Annotated in this window: 28 protein-coding genes; 24 read left to right on the top strand and 4 right to left on the bottom strand. The window is 43.7% G+C overall.

Features of this window, described 5'->3' with window-relative positions; all coding sequences use genetic code 11:
* Nucleotides 1-80 precede the first annotated feature (80 nt).
* From BLS14_RS23575 to BLS14_RS23620, 9 genes are all read left to right on the top strand, one after another.
* Entirely contained in the window at nt 81-623 is a 543-nt protein-coding gene (locus BLS14_RS23575) for an NUDIX hydrolase (protein ID WP_090954252.1), read from the top strand.
* A 61-nt stretch (nt 624-684) separates the two neighbouring features.
* Nucleotides 685-1,188 (top strand): DUF4275 family protein, encoded by a 504-nt coding sequence (locus BLS14_RS23580; protein ID WP_090954254.1) that lies wholly within the window; start codon nt 685-687, stop codon nt 1,186-1,188.
* Between the two features lie 81 nt (nt 1,189-1,269).
* Complete coding sequence (locus BLS14_RS23585) at nt 1,270-2,304, top strand: alpha/beta fold hydrolase (protein ID WP_090954256.1); 1,035 nt, start codon at nt 1,270-1,272, stop codon at nt 2,302-2,304.
* Between the two features lie 17 nt (nt 2,305-2,321).
* Nucleotides 2,322-2,825 carry a GNAT family N-acetyltransferase gene (locus BLS14_RS23590; protein WP_090954546.1) on the top strand — a complete coding sequence of 168 codons (504 nt, stop codon included), beginning with the start codon at nt 2,322-2,324 and terminating at the stop codon, nt 2,823-2,825.
* A 55-nt stretch (nt 2,826-2,880) separates the two neighbouring features.
* Nucleotides 2,881-3,858 carry a GNAT family N-acetyltransferase gene (locus BLS14_RS33280; RefSeq protein ID WP_256336649.1) on the top strand — a complete coding sequence of 326 codons (978 nt, stop codon included), beginning with the start codon at nt 2,881-2,883 and terminating at the stop codon, nt 3,856-3,858.
* 110 nt (nt 3,859-3,968) lie between these two features.
* Nucleotides 3,969-4,868, top strand: a complete 900-nt coding sequence (locus BLS14_RS23605) for an aminoglycoside phosphotransferase family protein (protein WP_090954258.1) — start codon at nt 3,969-3,971, stop codon at nt 4,866-4,868.
* 42 nt (nt 4,869-4,910) lie between these two features.
* The gene (locus BLS14_RS23610) at nt 4,911-5,204 is read left to right on the top strand and encodes an RNA polymerase alpha subunit C-terminal domain-containing protein (RefSeq protein WP_079696416.1); all 294 of its coding nucleotides are present in this window, start codon (nt 4,911-4,913) and stop codon (nt 5,202-5,204) included.
* A 146-nt stretch (nt 5,205-5,350) separates the two neighbouring features.
* A complete protein-coding gene (locus BLS14_RS23615; RefSeq protein WP_176854728.1) occupies nt 5,351-5,857 on the top strand; it encodes a DUF2569 domain-containing protein in 507 nt (168 codons plus the stop codon).
* A gap of 79 nt (nt 5,858-5,936) precedes the next feature.
* The gene (locus tag BLS14_RS23620; protein WP_090954260.1) at nt 5,937-6,551 is read left to right on the top strand and encodes a histidine phosphatase family protein; all 615 of its coding nucleotides are present in this window, start codon (nt 5,937-5,939) and stop codon (nt 6,549-6,551) included.
* A gap of 100 nt (nt 6,552-6,651) precedes the next feature.
* Here BLS14_RS23620 and BLS14_RS23625 read toward each other — a convergent pair whose 3' ends face one another.
* Nucleotides 6,652-7,098 (bottom strand): GNAT family N-acetyltransferase, encoded by a 447-nt coding sequence (locus BLS14_RS23625; RefSeq protein WP_090954262.1) that lies wholly within the window; start codon nt 7,096-7,098, stop codon nt 6,652-6,654.
* A 279-nt stretch (nt 7,099-7,377) separates the two neighbouring features.
* Here BLS14_RS23625 and BLS14_RS23630 point away from each other — a divergent pair, with 279 nt between their 5' ends.
* From BLS14_RS23630 to BLS14_RS23660, 7 genes are all read left to right on the top strand, one after another.
* On the top strand, nt 7,378-8,034 hold the full coding sequence (locus BLS14_RS23630) for a pyridoxine/pyridoxamine 5'-phosphate oxidase (protein ID WP_090954264.1): 657 nt from the start codon (nt 7,378-7,380) through the stop codon (nt 8,032-8,034).
* A gap of 21 nt (nt 8,035-8,055) precedes the next feature.
* Nucleotides 8,056-8,364, top strand: a complete 309-nt coding sequence (locus tag BLS14_RS23635; RefSeq protein ID WP_063564069.1) for a hypothetical protein — start codon at nt 8,056-8,058, stop codon at nt 8,362-8,364.
* A gap of 68 nt (nt 8,365-8,432) precedes the next feature.
* Nucleotides 8,433-9,002, top strand: coding sequence for a GNAT family N-acetyltransferase (locus tag BLS14_RS23640; RefSeq protein ID WP_090954266.1), 570 nt, complete (start codon nt 8,433-8,435; stop codon nt 9,000-9,002).
* 239 nt (nt 9,003-9,241) lie between these two features.
* Nucleotides 9,242-9,661 carry a hypothetical protein gene (locus tag BLS14_RS23645; protein ID WP_090954268.1) on the top strand — a complete coding sequence of 140 codons (420 nt, stop codon included), beginning with the start codon at nt 9,242-9,244 and terminating at the stop codon, nt 9,659-9,661.
* Between the two features lie 125 nt (nt 9,662-9,786).
* The gene (locus tag BLS14_RS23650) at nt 9,787-10,755 is read left to right on the top strand and encodes a radical SAM protein (protein WP_090954270.1); all 969 of its coding nucleotides are present in this window, start codon (nt 9,787-9,789) and stop codon (nt 10,753-10,755) included.
* Nucleotides 10,756-10,958: 203 nt separating this feature from the next.
* Nucleotides 10,959-11,945 carry a phosphodiester glycosidase family protein gene (locus BLS14_RS23655; RefSeq protein ID WP_090954271.1) on the top strand — a complete coding sequence of 329 codons (987 nt, stop codon included), beginning with the start codon at nt 10,959-10,961 and terminating at the stop codon, nt 11,943-11,945.
* Between the two features lie 2 nt (nt 11,946-11,947).
* On the top strand, nt 11,948-12,961 hold the full coding sequence (locus tag BLS14_RS23660) for a bifunctional glycosyltransferase family 2/GtrA family protein (RefSeq protein ID WP_090954273.1): 1,014 nt from the start codon (nt 11,948-11,950) through the stop codon (nt 12,959-12,961).
* Between the two features lie 142 nt (nt 12,962-13,103).
* On the opposite strand, the gene BLS14_RS23665 is transcribed toward BLS14_RS23660, so the two are convergent.
* The 3 genes from BLS14_RS23665 to BLS14_RS23675 are packed head-to-tail and all read right to left on the bottom strand — an operon-like array spanning nt 13,104 to nt 15,979.
* Nucleotides 13,104-14,561, bottom strand: a complete 1,458-nt coding sequence (locus BLS14_RS23665; RefSeq protein ID WP_090954275.1) for a PTS transporter subunit EIIC — start codon at nt 14,559-14,561, stop codon at nt 13,104-13,106.
* Between the two features lie 30 nt (nt 14,562-14,591).
* Entirely contained in the window at nt 14,592-15,098 is a 507-nt protein-coding gene (locus BLS14_RS23670; RefSeq protein WP_063564075.1) for a PTS sugar transporter subunit IIA, read from the bottom strand.
* Nucleotides 15,095-15,979: a PRD domain-containing protein gene (locus tag BLS14_RS23675; RefSeq protein ID WP_256336650.1), complete on the bottom strand. Its 885-nt coding sequence runs from the start codon at nt 15,977-15,979 to the stop codon at nt 15,095-15,097. The genes BLS14_RS23670 and BLS14_RS23675 overlap by 4 nt, the downstream gene beginning before the upstream one ends.
* A gap of 234 nt (nt 15,980-16,213) precedes the next feature.
* On the opposite strand from BLS14_RS23675, the gene BLS14_RS23680 reads away from it, so the two are divergent.
* From BLS14_RS23680 to BLS14_RS23715, 8 genes are all read left to right on the top strand, one after another.
* Nucleotides 16,214-16,579, top strand: a complete 366-nt coding sequence (locus tag BLS14_RS23680; protein WP_072734150.1) for a VOC family protein — start codon at nt 16,214-16,216, stop codon at nt 16,577-16,579.
* Nucleotides 16,580-16,599: 20 nt separating this feature from the next.
* On the top strand, nt 16,600-16,926 hold the full coding sequence (locus tag BLS14_RS23685) for a DUF962 domain-containing protein (protein WP_090954277.1): 327 nt from the start codon (nt 16,600-16,602) through the stop codon (nt 16,924-16,926).
* A gap of 41 nt (nt 16,927-16,967) precedes the next feature.
* Nucleotides 16,968-17,678 (top strand): AAA family ATPase, encoded by a 711-nt coding sequence (locus tag BLS14_RS23690; RefSeq protein ID WP_090954279.1) that lies wholly within the window; start codon nt 16,968-16,970, stop codon nt 17,676-17,678.
* Between the two features lie 80 nt (nt 17,679-17,758).
* Nucleotides 17,759-18,181, top strand: coding sequence for a DinB family protein (locus tag BLS14_RS23695; protein ID WP_083584723.1), 423 nt, complete (start codon nt 17,759-17,761; stop codon nt 18,179-18,181).
* Nucleotides 18,178-18,666 carry a cysteine hydrolase family protein gene (locus BLS14_RS23700; RefSeq protein WP_090954281.1) on the top strand — a complete coding sequence of 163 codons (489 nt, stop codon included), beginning with the start codon at nt 18,178-18,180 and terminating at the stop codon, nt 18,664-18,666. Before BLS14_RS23695 ends, BLS14_RS23700 begins: the two co-directional genes overlap by 4 nt.
* A 205-nt stretch (nt 18,667-18,871) precedes the next feature.
* Complete coding sequence (locus BLS14_RS23705; protein ID WP_090954283.1) at nt 18,872-19,387, top strand: GNAT family N-acetyltransferase; 516 nt, start codon at nt 18,872-18,874, stop codon at nt 19,385-19,387.
* 115 nt (nt 19,388-19,502) lie between these two features.
* Nucleotides 19,503-19,829, top strand: a complete 327-nt coding sequence (locus BLS14_RS23710; protein WP_143021580.1) for a hypothetical protein — start codon at nt 19,503-19,505, stop codon at nt 19,827-19,829.
* A 78-nt stretch (nt 19,830-19,907) separates the two neighbouring features.
* Entirely contained in the window at nt 19,908-20,369 is a 462-nt protein-coding gene (locus tag BLS14_RS23715; RefSeq protein WP_090954287.1) for an NUDIX domain-containing protein, read from the top strand.

Below are 20,369 nucleotides of genomic sequence, written 5' to 3' on the forward strand. Positions count from 1 at the left end.
TTTTTTCTTTTTTGATCTATAATGAGAGATAGAACTTATAATGGAAGATTTATTTTACATAGAGAGGATCGGATAGAAAAATGAAGACTTTGGATCGGGAACAGTTCCCGGCGCTCAGCACATCGATTCATTGGGGAATTGTTAAAGCGGAGTTTAGATTGAATGACATCGTGGATGAAACGCTGGTAAGCAATGTGAGCATTATCCCGTTTGTGGGGGAACGAGTGGTTGTTTTTCAGATCGATAACGGAAAATGGGAGCTGCCCGGAGGAACGTTGGAGGTAGGAGAGAAGTATATGGATGGTCTGCAACGTGAAGTGATGGAGGAGCTCGGAGCCAAGTTGGTCACGTATCGGGCGTTTGGACAATTTCATTGCATGTCGAGTGCACCTGAGCCGTATAGACCGCATATTCCTCATCCTCATTTTGTAAGAATTATTGGCTACGGAGAGGTTGAACTCGTGGGCCAACCGCTGAATCCGGTGGATGGGGAACAGGTAATTGCTGTAGAGGTTGTGGAGATCGGTGAAGCGATCAGGAGATTTGAAGAACAGAATAGATATGACATCGCGGAAATGTACCGATTGGCCTATTTGCTGCGAGAAGAAGCAAACGGTGAGTAACTGGAATGCTAGTTTATTCTTAAATCTTAAATCTTAAATCCTACAAACTTCGGAGGTTATGATGATTAGAGATGAAATTAATGAGTTGCTGGATGCTCTACCGGACCATGAACTGAATTTGGTGTACTCGCGAATCGAGCTTGTGCACCGCAAATATATGTATAACAAAAATTTGGAGGACAAGGGGGTCCTTGTGACTGAATTGTGCGAGGAATCCGAAGAAATTATACAGAAATGGGATAACACATTTGCCAAGAACATCAGTGAAGAGGTAAAAGAGGCCATCTATTATAGCCAGTACAAGTGGCATATGTTCAGTTATGAGAAACAGGATTGCCTAACAGACAATGCAGCACGAGATGCTTTTAATGCCGAAAATAATAACGAGTTGTATGTCATGTATCAACATACACCATTCATACAGGTATTTCAGAATGCGAATAAGGTCATCGCAGAAGATTTTGATTCGGAACAGGACATTTATATTTTTGACCAAGAATTCACGTGGACGTATGTACATACCCATGAATCCAGGTGCGGACCGTATTTTTATAAAGTGAAGTAACAAGGAGCAGTAAGGAGTCACGAGTGAGGAGTTTTGGTTCAGCTTTTTAAACACACGAATATCTGCCGGAGGAGCCATCTGATGCGTAAGAGGTCGATTAAAATATTCAGACGCGCCATCCTTAGTATTCTTTTACTCGTAATAATCGCTCTGATCTTTCCCACATGGACCCCTGGGATCAAGGGAGAGAATAGTATCAGCACGTTAGGACAGGTCGAGATCAATGGTGCAGGTCATGAGGTTATGATTCGCGGGACGAATCGGAACAATCCTATCCTTCTTTTCGTACACAGTGGCCCTGGTTGCTCCGAGATTCCTTATGTAAGAAAGTATCAGCAGGAGCTTGAACAGCATTTTACCATTGTGCATTATGATCAACGTGGAAGTGGAAAGTCATATCATTTGTTGGAGGATTATTCGGATGTGACTTCAGATGTGCTTGTAGATGATTTACTAGCTTTAACGGATTACGTTACTGCCGAACTGGGGCAAAGAAAGGTTACGCTGGTCGGTCATTCATTTGGTACATACATAGGGACAAAAGCGGCGGCCAAAGCACCAGAAAAATTCATTGCTTATATAGGTATTGGGCAAATGGCTGATACTGTGCGGAGCGAGTTGGATAGTTTGGAATATACGATCGCACAAGCGAAACAAGCCGACAACACAGCGGATGCGGAAAGTCTGGAACGTCTTCGTGGTCCGATTGAGCGAGGCGAGCAGTATACACCAAGAAAGTTGGTTCGCAAATACGGCGGTGCAGCCAGACTTATTGATGACAACAGAGATTATACGCTCGGCTTCCTTCTGGGAACTGAATATAATGCACTGGATGTGATTCAGTATTCCATGGGAGTGCAGGCTACACAGGAAATCCTCCTGAAGGAGGGGTCCAGCAACCATTTGCCAGACATTGTAGATCAGCTGGAGATACCGACTTTTTTTGTTATGGGAAAGTATGATTATATGACGTCTGTGGATGCGGCAAGGGATTATTTCGATGAGCTTGGAGCACCCGAAAAAGATTTTGTTGTATTTGAAGAATCGGCTCATTACCCACAGTTCGAGGAGAAAGAACGATTTGCAGCGTGGTTAATGGGGGTATTAAACTTTTGAATAAGCGAGGGATCTTGATGGAGCAAATTAATACTAAACTCATAACTAGACTTGCATTACCGGAGGAAGCTTCCATTGTGTTGAACCTATGGCAGGAGTCTGCCCGATGGCTGAACTCCAAAGAGATATATCAATGGCGTCCTGAGTATTTCAATTTGGAACAAGTAAATGAATTCATGACGGATGGATCTGACGTATATCTTGCTGAAATAAATCACGAAATCGTAGGGACGTATACCTTAACGTGGTCAGACCCCCTGATCTGGGAAGAACTCGACAACACCAATTCCGGGTACATACACCGATTCGCAGTGAATAGAGATTTTAAAGGGCAAAATATAGGCCTACTCCTTCTAAAATCAGCTGAAGAGAACATTAGGCAAAAAGGTAAGACCTTGATCCGGCTGGATTGCATGGCAGATAACCTGAGACTTAATCAATACTATAAGGATTATGGATTCCAATACATCCGCAGAATGAAACAGGGGAACTGGAGTGCCAGTCTGTATGAAAAACAATGATGGTATCTCTATCGACTTCATTAAGCTCGTAAGTGTATAAAAAGGGGGACTATTCATGCTTTTATCCTATCATCCAATGAAAATAGCTGATGCAGAAAAAATCGTTACCTGGAAATATGAAGAGGAATACGCGATGTACAGTTTCTCTGAATCCAATGAAGATATTCAAGAATTGATGAATGGGGAGTACTTTTCAGTCCTGGATGAACTGGAGAGGGTAGTAGGATTTATTTGTTGTGGGGAATCAGCACGTGTACCGGGAGGAACCTCAATCGGACTGTATCAAGAAGAAGGATATCTGGATATAGGTCTTGGATTAGATCCAGATCTAACAGGACAAAAGATAGGGTCTGTGTTCCTTAAACAAAGTTTAGTATTCTTGCAAAACCATTTCAAAAGTTCTCAGTTTCGGCTGGTTGTTGCCACATTCAACGAACGAGCAATTAAAGTATATGAGCGGACAGGCTTCAAAAGAGATAAGGAGTTTTATAGCAAAGTGCATGACGAGGACATGTTATTTATCAGTATGAAAATGGAAATGCCCATATACTCTTTTGAAGAAATAACGGAGCAGGATTTGACTGAAGTCAGAGAAATATATAACTACTATGTCTCCAACACGACTATCTCATTTCATACTGAAGAATTGACTCTGGAAGAAATCAAGGCTTCTGTCATGAACATAAATCCGCGCTTTAAATCATTTGTCATTAAAGAAGAGAACGAAATTCAAGGTTATGTGCTAATTACTCAATACAAGAGCAAACAAGCCTACGACTTCTCGGGAGAAGTAACCATTTATTTGAAACCGGATATCGTAGGGAAGGGTATTGGTGGAACGGCACTGCGATTTATAGAGAATGTTGCGCGCGAGCAAGGGTTCTACACCTTGATTGCTACGGTATGCATGGAAAACACACGCAGCAAGTCCCTGTTCGAAAAGCATGGGTATGAGCAATGTGCGATGTTTAAAGGCGTGGGATATAAATTTGATCGCAGATTGGATATTGGTAGTTTCCAAAAGGTGTTGTAACGTATGAATAATATTCAATATAATCTAAATTCGAAAAACTCGTCGCTGAATTAGAACTTGGTGAGTTGATCAGTACACCCAAGGCAATCTCGGGTGGGCTTTTACATCGCATGTATGCCATTGAAACTACACATGCCAAATATGCTGTGAAAGCACTGAATCCTCAAATTATGAGTAGACCTACAGCTATGCAAAATTATATTCAATCCGAAAAAATAGCAAACGTGGCAGCAAATTTTATCGATGCTCAACCTGCCAAAGTAATAAATAGTTCTTCGATGCAGATCTTAGATCATCAATGTTATCTTATATTTGACTGGATCGATGGTAAAAGTCTGGAGCTTCATGAAGTAACCGAAACCCATTGTGAGCATATGGGCATGATTCTTGCGGATATTCATAAAACTGATTTTTCACAGCTTCATATTCCTGACCTTCAGTTAAATCATTCCAAAGAAATCGATTGGAATGATTATTTAACCAAAGGGCAGAAAGAAAATTCGGATTGGACGATCTTATTAGCTGATAACATTCAAAAGCTCTATGAGTGGAGTGCTCAGGCAAAAAAAGCATCAGTAATACTGGCCTCAAATACAGTTATTAGCCATAGAGATCTTGAGCCTAAGAACGTGATGTGGCAGCAGGAAAACCCCATCATTATTGATTGGGAATCAGCGGGTTATATCAATCCGATGCATGATCTGGTGGAAACAGCGATGTATTGGTCTGTGGATCAGACCGGAAACGTGGGCAAAGAAAGGTTCTTGGCTTTTATAAATGGATATCGGTCTCGAGTGGGGAATTTAAACGCCAATTGGAGAAGGGTTCTCGATAATGGTTTTTCCGGAAAATTGGATTGGCTCGAATACAGTCTAAAACGCTCTTTGTGGATTGAATGCACAGACGATGAAGAACAACAAATGGGAACATCACAAGTTACATGGACTATAGAGGCTTTAAAACAATATGAGGATATGATCTCAGATGTTGAGAACTGGTTGAGTAGCTAAATCCGAGATAATTGTTATCCGATACAGGAAGGGGTGACTAACATGGCAAACACTAAAGGAACACTAAGAACATGCGAACAAGGGCATTCCTATTACAAAAGTAGCGATTGTCCAACCTGTCCGGTATGTGAGAAGGAACGGAAACCGAAAGAAGGATTTCTTTCATTGCTGTCTGCACCCGCTAGACGTGCGCTGGAGAATCAGGGAATTACGACATTACAGCTACTCTCGCAATACACAGAAAAAGAGATTTTGAAGCTGCACGGGATCGGGCCTTCTGCGATGCCAAAACTTCGACAAGCACTTGAAGAAGAGGGATTATCTTTTAAAGAGTAACCCTCTTTTTTTGGTCAATGGCTTTAATTGGAGAAATTGGTATCGTATCTCTTCCTCGCATTGTATAATAATACAGTTGTGTAAAAGTTTACACGAGAAAGAGGAGTCATCTCAGAATAACAAAACAGAATAGGAGGTGTTATTTAGTGGAACCACAAATTGAAGAAAAGAAGGTTGATTATCGACCTTTGGGTATATCAGGACTTGGGGGATGGTTGATTCTTGTCCATATTGGACTTTATCTCACCATCATTATGCTTGTTGTGCAATTATTTCAATACCTTGTACCTTCAATGACGAGAGAGACTTGGGAGCTCTTAACTTCCAAACAATCTGACTATTATCACGCATGGTGGGGCCCGGTTCTCATTTTTGAAACGGTATATAATGTGCTATTTTTAGTATTTGGCGTATATACGCTGATTACGTTTTATAGAAAGAAATCGATATTCCCTCGTCTTATGATTATGTTTTACAGTGTGAGTCTAGCCGTGGGCATCATTGATTATCTATTGTTACTTCAGATTCCTATGGCGGTAGAACTTGAGGATGGAAGTTCGTTAAAAGGGATAGGTAGGACGGTACTCACCTGTGCCGTATGGATTCCTTATTTTATAAAATCAGTTCGAGTTCACAATACGTTTGTGAAATAAAAACATAAGCCCCGACCTAAGATGGAAGATCTAGGGCCGGGGTTTATTATAAGAGGATTCAAATAGAGGAGGAGATATCTTGAAGATTTTCTTAGTAAGGCACGGCATGGATGAGGAGGGTTACAGAGGTGGTTGGAGTCAGCGAGGGCTCATTGAAGAAGGTGTTACTCAATCATCGAGGCTCGGAGATTACCTGTACCATCATTCAGAGCAATATAAGATAAACACGGTGATTAGCAGTGATCTTCCGCGTGCAGTACAGACTGCCAAAGAGCTTGAAAAAAGACTGAACATAAAGGGGCTTTATCTGAAAGACTGGAGAGAAATGAACAACGGAGATTTGGCTGGAATGCCAAATGAGGAAGCAGAAGTGAAATATGCAGGAGTTTATTTTAACACTCTTGGAATGGATAACCCGTTTCCAGGAGGAGAAAGTCCTCGGAATTTTTATAACAGAATCTGTACATCCTTTCGGGATTTATGCCGAAGTATAGAGGAGCAACAGATCAAATCGAATGTTCTACTGGTCACGCACGGCGGAGTAATCAACATCCTTTATTATCTCTTAGGAGACCAGAATTGGACCAATACATCGGAGTTTCATTCTATAGGGAATACCAGTGTTCATACGGTTGAAAAAGGAGTAAATGGTTGGGAGTTTAGCAGCATGAATATGATGAGTCATCTAGGTTAGAAAAGGGAGTATATAAAAGCAGCAATTTTCACAACAATTAATTCTTTTTCAGTCATAATAAAGACTGCCGACAGGTGCCGTCAGTCTTTATATATATTATTTAGTTTATCTGAAGCAGACGTACTATTTCACCATCTATTACTTCTTCACTAGTTTTTATAAACCCTAAAGATTCATACAACTTTTCCGCAATTAGATTGTCTGGTCGGTGTCCAATCATGATTCTTGTGTAATTTGAAATACGCATAAGTTGAATCAAAGTTTTCATTGCTGCCTTGCCATAACCTTTTCCTTGATGCTTCTCGTCAATCATTATGGCAGGAATCCAGTAGTTATCATCCTTGTCTGGGTTCGCACAGAATACGAGAAAACCGACTAAAACCTCTTCCGAGTAAATAGCACGTAATTCAAAATCATTAACATATTTAGATTCAGCAATCCAATAAACGACAGGTGCAGGAAAGATATTAAGCTGTTCTGGCTTAACTTTAAGCTGGGTACATTCATACCAATTTTCATTAGACACTGGCTTTAATACAACTACCATTCGGAGTTCCTCCCAAATTTTACTTTGCAGAGGAATTTATCCTCTGCACTTACTTCGTATCCTTCCTAAAAATCATTGCAACATGGTTATTCTTCATACCACATCACTCCTTTCGAAATGAAAAAACTCTAATGTAGGTTATTTGCTATTTTGTTTAATATATCCTTCTTTTATCAGTGAAAATAGATTGAACATATCAATCATTTCAAAACAAATAGTTGAGAAAATGGCCTACTACGCTACAATGGAATGAAATGGAAGTCTAAGGAGGTTGCCGATATGAGTGATAAACCAAGTGATTTGTTGCGTGGGTTGAAGTCCTTGTCTGGACCTTTTCCAGCTTGGAATACCGAGCTTTTACCGGATCGACCAGGGGATCTTTTTCTGGAATGGCTGAGACTGGCTATAGATTACGGGGTGAAAGAACCTCATGCGATGACGATTTCGACAGTGGATTCGAATGGTTTTCCAGATGCACGAGTATTGATAATGAAAGACGTAGTTGACGAAGCTTTTTATTTTGCATCTGGCTCGGAGAGTCGAAAAGGACAGCAGCTGGAGAACAATCCGTATGTGGCACTGACCTTTTACTGGCCTGCATTGGGCAGACAGATCCGCATAAGGGGAGAAGCCGTGGATATGGGCGAGGAAGCAGGTGCAGCGGATTTTCGGAAAAGATCGGCAGGTGCGCGCGCAGTTGCGATGACAGGACGACAGAGTCAGGAGCTGGAGAGTGAGGAAGAATTGGAACGCGCCATTGCCGCTCAGAAAGAGCGGATCAGCCGGGATTCTGATGTCAGTACACCGAATTGGAGACTGTACGCCGTAAACGCAAAGGAAGTTGAGTTCTGGCAGGGAGACTCGGAACGAAAGCATGTGCGAATTCAATATATTCTGCATCAAGGGCAATGGAAGCATCAGAAGTTATGGCCGTGATTTTATAAAGGGGGGAATTGTGTGAGTCGTAGAACTACAGGGACACTGCTGCTGGTCATAGCGGCATTTCTGTACAGTGTTCGATATTTGAGTGCTGCCATTTTTGGTTCTGGTGTGGCTTCGTGGAATTCGGAATTGTTTCAGGAGATGCTGAATTATGTTGGAACAGCTCCGCGAAATTGGAGTATAGCTGCTTTAATCCTGGGTTTGTTCTATTTAGTATGGGCGGAATATGAAGCAACCAGCTCCAAAACCAAAGAAAGTCTCAAGCGTTTTGTGAGTTATGAATCTGTAGATCAAGAAGCGGGAAGCCAGAACAAAACAGATTAACTGGATAGTGTGATTCCTTATCAGCAACAGTTGCTAAATTAATTTGTATAAGCCGGGGAGGCATACATATGAAGTCCATTGAAAGTTATTTTGACCCATTTCCGATAGTGGAAACTGAACGCTTGCTCCTTAGGCCCATTACCTATGCTGATCTGGATGAGATGTACCGTTATTGTGCGGTTCCTGCTGTATCGGAGTACACAACTTGGGACGCACATCAGAGCAAGGAGGATACCAAAGCCTTTATTGATTTTGTCATGAGTCGATATGAGGTGGATAAGCTGGGGCCATGGGGGATTGAGTATAAACAAACGAAAAAGTTGATTGGCAGCTGCAATTATCTGGGGTGCGACAGCAACAGTATGAGGGTGGAATTAGGTTATGTGTTATCCAATGAGTACTGGGATCGAGGAATTATGACGGAAGCGGTTAGCCGAATCATTCAATTTGGATTTGAAGACATCGGGTTGGAACGAATTCAGGCTAAATGTCTGGTGGGTAACATCGGTTCCGCAAAGGTCATGGAAAAGACAGGCATGAAATTCGAAGGGCTTTTACGGAGTTATATGAAAATTAAAAACGAAATGCAGGATTTGAATTTGTATGCGATGACCAGAGAAGATTTTCAATCGTTATAACCTGCTGAACATGTTTGAGAGGAATGTTAATGTTGACCAAAGGAATACTATTTGTTGTCCTTTTTATGACTCTTTTAAGTACCTCTGAAGTATCCGATAGTCTGTTCGAAGTCTCTAATCTGTCTCATGCGCCTACGATATTTACAGAAGAAGAATTTAAAGTTCAGAATAAAGCAAAGAATATCACCGTTAAAATCTGAGATACTCGAGCAGAGGTTGAGCAGCAGTTGGGGAAACACGTGGATTATTATTATCATACGAATGTTTACCAGTATAAAGGGATGTGGATTCATTACAAAGAAGGAATTGTGGATGGAATCGTGATCGATGATGCGGCAGCAAAATCAAAAAAATATAAAACGCCAAGTGGCATAGGTTATGGAAGTACAATTCAAGAAGTAATCCAGCAATACGGAAAGAAAGCCTTTATTGATTCTAATCAAAGAAAAGTACGCTCAATTACGTATCTCATGGAGAGAGATAAACAAGGAAACTACAGTGTAATAACGTCATTTGATAAATTCGTACTTGAAGGTGGCTATGAAAATTTGATGATTTTATCCATGGTGATCGATCAGCAAAGTCGTGTGTCATTCTTGATGATTGCAGACTATGAATTTGCATATCATCCTGAGCATAGATGGACTGAAACTCAATAAAATGGCTGGGGTTTACTCGGTTTTTTACATCCCAACGTACATAATGTCATATCGGGCATCGACCGAGATCCGCTATAATCTCCAAGTTGAAAAAACATGGATAAGGAACTGGGAGGTACATCGAATTGACAGCGAAAAACAAATATAAATCACTTGAACTTGAAACACCCGGCGTATATGAACTGGAAGGACTGGAGGTCGGCGTGACCTCCAATTGCAATTACAAATGCGACTATTGCTGCGCCTACAATCGGGACGATGGGCAATGCATCAGCGGTCAAGAAGTGATTCGAATTATTCGTGAGCTTCCGCGGCTCAAGCGGGTGCGTTTGTCCGGGGGAGAGGTGACTCTGAAATATCAGGATTGCCTGGAGATTGTGACCTATTGTGGGAAACATGGCATCGACACGCAATTAAATACCAATGCCAGCCTGCTAACGGAAGAACGAATTCATGCTTTGCGGGATGCAGGCTTGTCCAATATTCATATATCTTTTAACTATACAGACCGGGAAGCTTATGCAGCATATTACCGTGTACATCCCCGCATGTATGAGCGCTTGGAGCAAAACATCCGTCTTTGTGCTGAAGCGGGGCTGGAAACCGTGCTAGAAACGCTGTTATTCGAAGGAACCCAAGCGAACATGCAAGCTATTAGCGATAAAGTCTATGAACTGGGTGTGCGCATCCATGAGATTCAGAACAGCATCGTGATGCCACACAGTAAATGGAGCAAGATTGCCTCCAAGGAGTCCCTCATCCAGTCCGTAAATGATCTGATCAATCACAAGAAAGAAGATACGACATTATATTTTACCTGTATGGATCGTTTCGCGGAGCAATTGGGGTTACGAGAACAACCGGGTGTGTATTTCTCCAATTGTGTGGATGGGACGAAGCAGCTGCATTTACACGGTAATGGGGATATTCTCATCTGTGAGTTATGCCACCCAGTCGTGATCGGCAATATCTACGAGGGTACGTCTTTGAAGGATATTTATACCAAGCAACCACAAGCGTTAATGGATTATCTAGAAAAGCAGCCCTGCCCTGCATACGATGCTCTTTTTGCTGGTGAACAGTCACGTTTATAGAAAGTTGTTTAGCATCGTACTTGTCCCTATTTGGGTACATATATAGATTGAGATCCATCATTATCACTTATATGGAAGGTTGTCTGATTTCCTCTCGGGGGAAAGGATGACCTTCTTTTTTTGCGTTCAGCCTGTTTCAGATTCATTTAAGCTAGCCCGCCTATGATGAGCCTTAAGAACTTAGATGAAGAGGTGAACTTCACATGATGAAGATCTATCCAAAAACCAACGAGAACGACCCATATAAAAATGCAAAACCAAGGCGCAAATGGCTGATGATCACCCTTGTTATTGTTCTAGGCCTTGGTACCGTGATATACAGCCTGGCAGATCGCTACTTAATCCGGCATGTACAGGTTGTTGTAGCGGATGACAATACATCAGCAACCAGCACCTCCAGCGATACTTCAACCCCGGCGACTGAAGTGAATGCAACGTCAGATGACTGGAACTATTCCAGCAATGATATGCAGGTCAAAATCGACAAGGTGCAGACGGGGTCCGGCTCAGATCAGATCACGTATTACGTCGCAGATGTACAGCTGACAGATGCGAGCAGCCTGCGCTCGGCTCTGGCAGATAACAGCTTTGGCACGAATATTACCGAAAACACCTCAGAGATAGCATTGGCCAACAATGCCATCTTTGCCATCAATGGTGACTATTACGGCTTCCGTGATGATGGCGTAATTATCCGCAATGGTACGGTATATCGGGATGATCCGGTGCGTGATGCGATGGCATTGTTCAGTGATGGCACGATGAAGACATATAACGAGACAGAAGAATCCTCATCGGAATTGCTGGCGGAAGGTGCGACCAATACGCTATCTTTTGGACCGATTCTGATTCAGGACGGTGAGATTGTAAGTGACTTCAGCAGTGTGAAAATCGATAACAACTTTGGCAACCGGTCGATCCAGGATGCCAATCCGAGAACTGCAATCGGCATGATCGCCCCGAATCATTATGTATTTGTTGTAGTTGACGGCCGGCAGGATGACAGCCGTGGCATGACGTTGGCAGAGCTTGCCGATGTCATGAAAGGTCTTGGAGCAACGGAAGCCTACAATCTGGACGGCGGCGGTTCATCCACAATGTATTTCATGGGTCGGGTTGTTAATAATCCGCTGGGGAGAAACCAGGAACGCGGCGTAAGTGACATCCTTTATCTGAAAGAGGGACAATGATCATGACTATATTAATTCCATCATACGAACCGGATGTTCGTTTATTGAATCTCGTGTTGCAGTTGCAGACGTTTCAGTTAGGACCCATTGTCATTGTAGATGATGGTAGCGGACCAGGTTACAGGGGGATTTTCGAGACGGCAGAAGCCTATGGGTGTACAGTCCTGACACATACAGTTAATCTGGGCAAGGGACGTGCACTCAAGACAGGATTTCAATATATTAAGGAACATGGCCCACAGGGCGGTATTGTGTGCGCAGACAGTGACGGCCAACATCTGCCGCATGATATCAAACGCATCTTTGATGTACTATTGGAGCAAACGAATCCGGGGATTGTACTGGGTAGCCGTCGGTTCAGTGGAACCATTCCAGTGCGTAGTCGTTTTGGCAACACGGTCACACGAGGTGTCTTTTCTCTCACGACAGGTACGAAAGTATACGATACACAGACAGGCCTGCGAGGTTTTCCGTACTCGATGCTGGACTGGCTGTGCCAGATACCGGGGGAAAGATTTGAATATGAAATGAACATGCTGCTAACAGCACATAAAGAAGGGTATGAGATTACAGAGGAGTTTATTGATACGGTCTATCTGGATCATAACAAATCTTCTCATTTTCGCCCATTGATAGATTCATTCCGCATTTATATGCCGATTCTGATATTCAGTACGTCTTCGGTGTTATCGGCCTTGATCGATTTTGGCTTACTGTTCGTGATCCAGTATTTCACGCATAATCTGTTCCTATCGGTCGTTGCAGCGAGACTGTGCAGCTCCATCTTCAACTATACGATCAATCGGAAATATGTATTTTCAGCTGGGAAAACGTCCAGAGTCCGTCAGTCTTTACCGAAGTACTTCTCACTGGTCATTCTGGTGCTGTTATTAAATTACGGATTGTTGTACTTCTACAATGAAAAATTGATTATCCCGCTGATTGCAGCCAAGCTGTTAACAGAGGTATCGATCTTTGTGTTCAGCTATTGGGCGCAGCGCAGATTTGTATATTAACTTTGTATATTAAAACTCATAGACCAAAAGAAGACACGGCCACTCAAAAGAATATCATGCGCTTCTTGGTAATAAAAAAGGTCGAGAACAGGGTAAAGCATACCCCTGTTCTCGACCTTTTGAACTCAAAGGAGGACGAGCGTTACATCAGTTTCTTAATCTCATCCTTCAGAATTTCGGACTGGGTGCCGAAGATGACCTGTACAGCTCCGCCACCAAGCCTCATGATGCCGGAAGCGCCAAGCTGTTTGAGGGCCTGGTCGTTGATGGCTTTGTCGTCTTTAACAACAAGACGGAGGCGAGTGATGCAAGCATCGATGCTCTCGATATTATCTGTTCCACCGATCTCGGCGAGCACTTTGCCAGCCTTGGTGTCGCCAGACGCCGCTGCCACGGCGGAAGCATGAGTGGGGCCATCGGCATCATAAGCGTCATCCTCGCGTCCCGGCGTTTTCAGGTTGAACTTGAGAATCATGAACCGGAACAGGAAATAATAGACGACCGCAAATGCGAGTCCGACTGGAATCATGAGCAGCGGATTGGTCGATAGCTTCATGTTCACGAGGTAATCAATCAGACCTGCGGAGAAGGCGAAGCCCAGCTTAACATCCAGCAGGTACATGATCAGTGCCGCTACACCGGTAAGAATAGCGTGCACCACATACAGCAGAGGCGCCGCGAACATGAAGGAGAACTCGAGCGGTTCGGTAATACCCGTTAAGAACGAAGCCACCGCTGCGCCGATAAAGATCGAAGCGACCATTTTGCGCTTTTCAGGCCTGGCTGTATGAATCAAGGCAAGCGCCGCCGCCGGAAGAGCGAACATCATAATCGGGAAGAATCCAGACATGAACATGCCTGCCGTAGGGTCTCCGTTGAAGAAGCGGGTCAGGTCCCCGTGCACGACTTCCCCGGCTGCATTGGTATAATCCCCGATCTGGAACCAGGCGATGGAGTTCAGAACATGATGCAGACCGAGCGGGATGAGCAGGCGGTTGGCGATCATGAACACCATGGAGCCAAAGCCGCCAAAGCCTACAATCCAGGCGCCGAAAGCGCCGATGGCATCCTGAATCGGGCTCCAGATCATGCCGATCAGGATGGCCAACACCAGCATGGAGCCGGCGGTGACCATCGGCACAAAGCGTTTGCCGGAGAAGAAGCCGAGCCAGTCAGGAAGCTTGATATTGTGGTATTTATTATACATATAGGCTGCAAGCAGTCCGGCAAATATCCCGCCCAAAACGCCCGTATCCAGCTTGACATCGTCAGGAATATAACCGAATACACCTGGAACGGCTCCCAGAATCCGTATCAGCACCATATAAGCGATCAGGGCGGAAAGAGCGGCGACCGCATCCCCCGCCAGTCCGATTGCCACCCCGATGGCGAAGATGAGCGCAAGGTTGCCGAAGATCGCCCCCGCTCCCTCATTCATGAATGGAACGACATACTGATTGAGAAATCCCCCTATCACGGGTCCAAGCGGAATGTCCTTTTCATAATTAAGAAGACCCAAGCCTTGAAGAATACCTGCTGCAGGCAGGGTTGCTACAGGAAGCATCAGGGATTTCCCTAGCTTTTGCAATGCTTTCAGCATATTGTTCTTCCTTTCTTTTTTAGATTCATGTTATTTGGGCAAGCTGACTTTCATGATAGTTCCCAAGCCCGCTTCTACGTTGCCATACGTCGGGTGTGACTCCCACGGCTGTTCTGCCGCATTCGCAACGATGACAGGGGTGATGACCGGATAACCAGCCGAAACGATAGCATTCAGGTCAAATTCGATCAGGGTCTGACCGACAGCGACCTGATCCCCGGTCTGCACTTGGGGTGTGAAGCCCTGTCCTTTCAGACTGACAGTATTCATACCGATATGCAGCAGCAGCTGTAGCCCAGAAGCATGCTCAATCATTACGGCATGATGCGATTTAATCAGGTGCACCACAGTGCCGTCGATAGGTGCGACCAGCCTGCCCTCCTGGGGAATCACTGCAACTCCTGGACCCATTAGTCCTTGCGCGAACGCTTCGTCAGGCACTTCTTCCAAACTGACGCAGGTTCCGGTGAGTGGGGAGACGACGGATATTGTCTCAGATGTTTTGGCAGATTTATTGTTTTTCCATTTCCAGATCATTGTGTGTTATCCTCTCTGTTGTTGGTTTTGGCTTGGGTTTGAAAAAGCCGGTATAAATGCATGGCGAGAAAAGCCGTTTCTTCCTCGGGTACCTCTGTACCCAAATCCTCGGCCATTACAGCACTTAGCTTTCTGGCCAGCTGGTATTCGGACGGATATTCATTTTTCACATATTGTGCGAAGGTGGGGGCCGTCATCGGCTCCTGATACAGGCGTTCCATGGAGAAGCGCAGGTGTATCAGGAGTCTTGCCTGGCTAAGGCTGCCCTGCTCAAAGCGAACGCCACCCTGCTCTTCAATAATGGACTGAAGCTTGCTGATCACATTGGATACCTTAACCAACTGTCCGACAGGGACGTGATTCACGGAGGAGTACACATGGTATGTCAGGAACCCGGCCTCATCCTCCGGTACCTCTACGCCAAATGCCTCTCCGATCATGGCCGCCGCTTCCGAGGCGATTTCGAATTCTTTCGGAAAACTGAGCTTTGTCTCCGTGAGGAAAGGATTCAGAATCTCCATCCCGTTGCGGATACGATATAAGGTGAACTGAATATGACTTGGAAGAGCAAGGTAGATCTTGTCATTCAGCTTGCCAGGAAACTGATCAGCGATGAGACGGATAATCTGATCAGAGATGTCGATGACATTGGGGTCCAAGTCCTTCATCAACTCCTGCGCCTGCCCCCACTCCTCCCGGTCCTCCAGCCGGAACCTTTTCTCAATCCGCGGATCATCGGACTGAATGGTGCTTTCCACCTTGAACGCAAATCCCAACCCTTTGCCGATCAGTACGTACTCCTTGGTATTCTGGTGCGACCGGGCCAGAACAATATTGCTGCCGACGACCCGCTCCACCTGCAGCATCATTCCTTTACTCACGGTTCACCGCCTCCTCGTTTCTAAAGTTAACGCTTCCAGGTCTCCGGAACGCAAAAAGAGCCAAGAAGCGAGTATAGTCTCATGTTCGCTTCTTGGCTCATGCCCTCTGGGGTGGTAACACGCCAATTCATTTTATGTTTTTATGCAGAACGTTCTTCCTACATAATATAGAAGCTGATCTGCCGCCGTCAACCATAATTTTGTCATCCTTCTGTTCGTCGTTTAATATAGGGAATGTGTAAGAAGCTTGGCTGGAGTGAGACAGCAATCAGTTCAGATCAGTACAGTGTCTTTGAAACGACTGGTGTATTGTTATCGTTATATCCCATTCAGGAGCTTGAGAAAGATACAGGTATGACATTCAGTGCATCTGACGGGTTGAAGGGAACGTCGCTGGCAATCAATGTGGATAAAGCGGAAGATGTTGATGATACCATTGCTAAAATTCGCGCAGCCGGAGGTAATGTAATCAAAGAGCCCTACGACGCTGCCTGGGACGGAAGAATCGCCTATTTTCTGGACCCGGAGAATAACTGCTGGGAAGTCACTTGGAATCCAACTGCCGTATTTGATGAAAAAGGAGCCATGATCACATTTTAGGGTGAAATGAGTGTGACCGGATGTTGAATCGTGTTCGCAAAGATTTGCGTTATTATCTTCAGGAACATCAGGATCGGAACAACCTCATCTTGCATTATTTCGCATTTTTATCGGCGTTTGTGGCTTGGATTTTCTTGTTTATTAATTTTAAAGTCATGCTGGTTCTGGCACTTATCCATTACGCCCTTTCCTGGATTGGGCACTTCTATTTCGAAGGCAACAAACCGGCGGCATTCCGATATCCGCATATCGGTTTTTATGCCGGGTTCACCTGGTTTTTTATCAGGACCATTGAGATCATCACCCGCAAAGAAATCATCCATCCGTGGATCAATAAACAGGACTGAAACCAACAGGAGTCCAACGTTATAAAAATAGGAGTGTGTCTATGTATCTTCGAAGTGTGGAGTTACTGTCTGCTAAAGTCGAAAATCCGGATCAATATCCGTTTCATATACCATCCATACAGTCATTGGAGCGTTTGGAATTCAAAAATAACATTACTTTCTTTGTTGGCGAAAATGGATCGGGCAAGTCCACACTGCTCGAAGGTATCGCTCATCAATGTGGATTTAACACAGCAGGGGGCGGGAAAAATAATGCATTTGAGATTGATGCTGCTGAATCATCATTGGGTGACTATTTGCGTCTATCCTGGTTGCCCAAAATCACGAATGGTTTCTTCATGCGCTCGGAGTCCTTTTATCAATTTGCATCGCATGTAGATGAATTGGGGCCGGAGTCGCTCAAGTATTATGGTGGGCGTTCGTTGCATGAACAATCCCACGGGGAGTCTTTTCTCAATCTGTTCGTGAACCGATTCAATTCCAAAGGCATTTATCTGCTCGATGAGCCCGAAGCCGCCTTATCGCCAGCCCGTCAACTCTCCTTGTTGCGCATTCTGCATGATCTATCAGGCACTTCCCAATTTATTATCGCGACGCATTCGCCGATTCTACTGGGATATCCGGGAGCATGCATTCTGAGCTTCGACGATGGGATTCAGGAAGTGGAATATGAGGATACAGAACATTATCAGATCACCCGCAGTTTCCTGGAAAATCGCGACCGGATGCTGAATGAGTTGTTCAAGGACTAATAGTTTTTATTTTTAAAGGAGACAGGAGCCGAACATGAGTATCAAATTGGTGCTGTTGGACCAACTCGCTGCCTGTCATTATGCCGCTGGATGAGATGTTACATGATCTAACCGCTGCGCAGGCCTTATGGCTGAATGATGAGGGACAATCGATCTGGAGGTTGGTGAATCATCTGACTTTCTGGAATGAAACTTGGTTGGAGCGGTTTATCAAGGGTGATGTGGGTTCGGACAATAGCATAAATAATGATGAGACATTCATTGTTAACCCATCACATGTAAGTGAAAAAGATTGGCAGAAAAGCATTGCACAGATTGGTGCAACATTTAGTCGCTGGATACAGGCTGTAGAGGAAATTGATGATGCAAAATTAGGGATGACCATTCCATCGTACTTCAATGCCCCATGGTGGAATGTCATATCCAATCTGTGTATTCATAATGCGTATCATATTGGGCAGATCATGATGCTGAGAAAGAAAGTAAGAGGAGAGATGATATGAAAATAGGTTTTCTGATCGTGGATATGCAAGAAAGTATTGTACGGGATAAATTAGATCAAAAAGCAATAGACCGCGCTTGTGAATATATCAATCATGTTGCAGACGTGCTTCGTTCGAGCGACCATGTGGTAGTTCATGTCCAAGACGTGGAAGGGATGGAGGATTCAAATTCTGAGGCGTATCGTATTATTTCTGAGGTTGATGTGAATGAGAAGGATCTTAAGGTTACGAAGGAGAGCTCCAATGCATTCTGGCAGACAGACTTGGAGCAGATTCTGAAGAGTAACGGTGTAGAGCTGTTGATCATATCGGGATTTGCCGCCGAGGAATGTGTTCTGTTTACTTATAATGGCGCGATGGAGCGAGGATTTAGACCTGTCATGTTGCAAAATGGGATTCTAAGTACGCATTCCGAAGCAGTGATCTCAACCTATAGAGACCGGAACGTGATTTCTTATCCTGTAGTTAATTATCTAATCAAATAAGTGAGATTACTCATGGACGCGACGATGTCGTGTCCGTTTTTGGTTACACATAACCTTTTATGATGGAAAGGATTCTTCATCGTTTAAATTAAACTTTACCTATATTTACTGGAGTTGAAGCGATACGTTTAAGTGGTAAGCAGGGGCGTGATATGCAACTAAAGATGGGGAATTGTGGTTTATTAATAAAGTGAGGTGTAATGACATGAATGTACAGATCACCAGAATCGATAAAAGTCAGAAAGAATTATTTTTAAACTTGTACAACCTTTATCTGTATGATCTTTCTGAATTCTCGGGTGAGGATTTGCTAAAAGAGGGTAAATTCGATCCAACGAATACCTATCTCTATCTGGAACGGGCGGAATTACATCCGTTTTTTATTCTAGATGAAGGAAAGGTAATCGGATTTGTGCTGGTTTGCTCTCCTCCTTATGTAGATGAGGATATCGACTTTACAGTTCAAGAACTGTTTCTGGTCAAAAAGTATCGTGGACAAGGATTGGCGGCTCAAGCGGTTGATTTGGTGTTTGCACAATTTCAGGGCAGATTCAAAGTGGAGCAATTGGCTAATAACCGATCAGCTGTTTCATTCTGGAAAAAATACTATGAACAACATCACATTGAATATGTAGAGTCTGAGTATAGCATTGAAATTGAAAACATCGCTGGCAGCCATCGGATTCTGTCTCAAACCTTTGTACGTGCAAGAACGAACTAGATTTATGTAATTTTAGCTAGGAAGGATGATTAATTTGTTTGTTATAGTAGCTTCAAAAGGCAGGTTCAAGTGGATATCAGGAATATTTCAAGCAGAAGAGGTAGCGATACATTACATGGAACAAATCCCCGAAGAGTTGAAAGAATACCAAAATTTAATTCAGACAGAGGACATGAAATATCCTTTTTATATTATGGAGAGACAAGGGGATTTTCAGTTTCTAAATAAAGATGAAGTGATTGTACTTTTCAATCATACGGACGTGTCAGAAGACGAAGATGAGGTGCACTTCAATATCTATACAGTTGATTCCGATTACAGACCGAAGAAGCCGGGCACAGACTATATGGGCATACTTCATCATGATCATGTGACCAATGAATTTATTGCGAAGTACAAAGAAGAAGGAACTGAGATTCTGGTCAAAAAAAAGATCTTTTAGCATTTACCAATACATGGGTTATGATGAATCCAAAGGGTTACTAGTCGGGGCGTAAGCCATTAGAGAGGAGCATGACTAATGACAAGCCGAATTGTCGTTACTGGTGGAGCTATTATTCGTGATCATATGGGTAGAATACTGCTGCAAAAAAGATCAGATTATGGCGGTTGGGGATTACCTGGTGGTGGTATGGAGCCCGGTGAGAGTATTGAAGAAACTATGATTAGAGAAGTAAAAGAAGAAACGGGGCTTGACGTAAGTTCATATGAACTGGCATCCATCTACACAGGTGAGAAAATGAAATATACATATCCGGATGGCAACGAGGTTGTATTTGTAATGTTCCTGTTCAACGTCACCGCGGAGTTGGGTGAGAAACTTGATGATGATCAAACAACCCTTTTATTTAAAGATGAACAGAATGAATCGTTAGAGCTTGTTTTTAAAAGTTTAGATGAAATTGATATTTCCACAATCAACAAGGTACAGAAGCCTGTATTGGTAGATTTGATACAAGGGGAACTCACAATTCTGCGTTAA

Origin of the sequence: Paenibacillus sp. OK060 (assembly GCF_900101205.1) — a bacterium.
Lineage (GTDB): Bacteria > Bacillota > Bacilli > Paenibacillales > Paenibacillaceae > Paenibacillus > Paenibacillus marchantiae.

What these genes read in the sequence shown, in the direction of transcription:
- BLS14_RS23575 (WP_090954252.1), top strand. Translation starts at nt 81, where the DNA reads ATGAAGACTTTGGATCGGGAACAGTTCCCGGCGCTCAGCACATCGATT.
- BLS14_RS23580 (WP_090954254.1), top strand. Translation starts at nt 685, where the DNA reads ATGATTAGAGATGAAATTAATGAGTTGCTGGATGCTCTACCGGACCAT.
- BLS14_RS23585 (WP_090954256.1), top strand. Translation starts at nt 1,270, where the DNA reads ATGCGTAAGAGGTCGATTAAAATATTCAGACGCGCCATCCTTAGTATT.
- BLS14_RS23590 (WP_090954546.1), top strand. Translation starts at nt 2,322, where the DNA reads ATGGAGCAAATTAATACTAAACTCATAACTAGACTTGCATTACCGGAG.
- BLS14_RS33280 (WP_256336649.1), top strand. Translation starts at nt 2,881, where the DNA reads ATGCTTTTATCCTATCATCCAATGAAAATAGCTGATGCAGAAAAAATC.
- BLS14_RS23605 (WP_090954258.1), top strand. Translation starts at nt 3,969, where the DNA reads ATGTATGCCATTGAAACTACACATGCCAAATATGCTGTGAAAGCACTG.
- BLS14_RS23610 (WP_079696416.1), top strand. Translation starts at nt 4,911, where the DNA reads ATGGCAAACACTAAAGGAACACTAAGAACATGCGAACAAGGGCATTCC.
- BLS14_RS23625 (WP_090954262.1), bottom strand. Translation starts at nt 7,098, where the DNA reads ATGGTAGTTGTATTAAAGCCAGTGTCTAATGAAAATTGGTATGAATGT.
- BLS14_RS23630 (WP_090954264.1), top strand. Translation starts at nt 7,378, where the DNA reads ATGAGTGATAAACCAAGTGATTTGTTGCGTGGGTTGAAGTCCTTGTCT.
- BLS14_RS23640 (WP_090954266.1), top strand. Translation starts at nt 8,433, where the DNA reads ATGAAGTCCATTGAAAGTTATTTTGACCCATTTCCGATAGTGGAAACT.
- BLS14_RS23655 (WP_090954271.1), top strand. Translation starts at nt 10,959, where the DNA reads ATGATGAAGATCTATCCAAAAACCAACGAGAACGACCCATATAAAAAT.
- BLS14_RS23660 (WP_090954273.1), top strand. Translation starts at nt 11,948, where the DNA reads ATGACTATATTAATTCCATCATACGAACCGGATGTTCGTTTATTGAAT.
- BLS14_RS23665 (WP_090954275.1), bottom strand. Translation starts at nt 14,561, where the DNA reads ATGCTGAAAGCATTGCAAAAGCTAGGGAAATCCCTGATGCTTCCTGTA.
- BLS14_RS23670 (WP_063564075.1), bottom strand. Translation starts at nt 15,098, where the DNA reads ATGATCTGGAAATGGAAAAACAATAAATCTGCCAAAACATCTGAGACA.
- BLS14_RS23680 (WP_072734150.1), top strand. Translation starts at nt 16,214, where the DNA reads ATGTGTAAGAAGCTTGGCTGGAGTGAGACAGCAATCAGTTCAGATCAG.
- BLS14_RS23685 (WP_090954277.1), top strand. Translation starts at nt 16,600, where the DNA reads ATGTTGAATCGTGTTCGCAAAGATTTGCGTTATTATCTTCAGGAACAT.
- BLS14_RS23690 (WP_090954279.1), top strand. Translation starts at nt 16,968, where the DNA reads ATGTATCTTCGAAGTGTGGAGTTACTGTCTGCTAAAGTCGAAAATCCG.
- BLS14_RS23695 (WP_083584723.1), top strand. Translation starts at nt 17,759, where the DNA reads ATGCCGCTGGATGAGATGTTACATGATCTAACCGCTGCGCAGGCCTTA.
- BLS14_RS23700 (WP_090954281.1), top strand. Translation starts at nt 18,178, where the DNA reads ATGAAAATAGGTTTTCTGATCGTGGATATGCAAGAAAGTATTGTACGG.
- BLS14_RS23705 (WP_090954283.1), top strand. Translation starts at nt 18,872, where the DNA reads ATGAATGTACAGATCACCAGAATCGATAAAAGTCAGAAAGAATTATTT.
- BLS14_RS23710 (WP_143021580.1), top strand. Translation starts at nt 19,503, where the DNA reads ATGGAACAAATCCCCGAAGAGTTGAAAGAATACCAAAATTTAATTCAG.
- BLS14_RS23715 (WP_090954287.1), top strand. Translation starts at nt 19,908, where the DNA reads ATGACAAGCCGAATTGTCGTTACTGGTGGAGCTATTATTCGTGATCAT.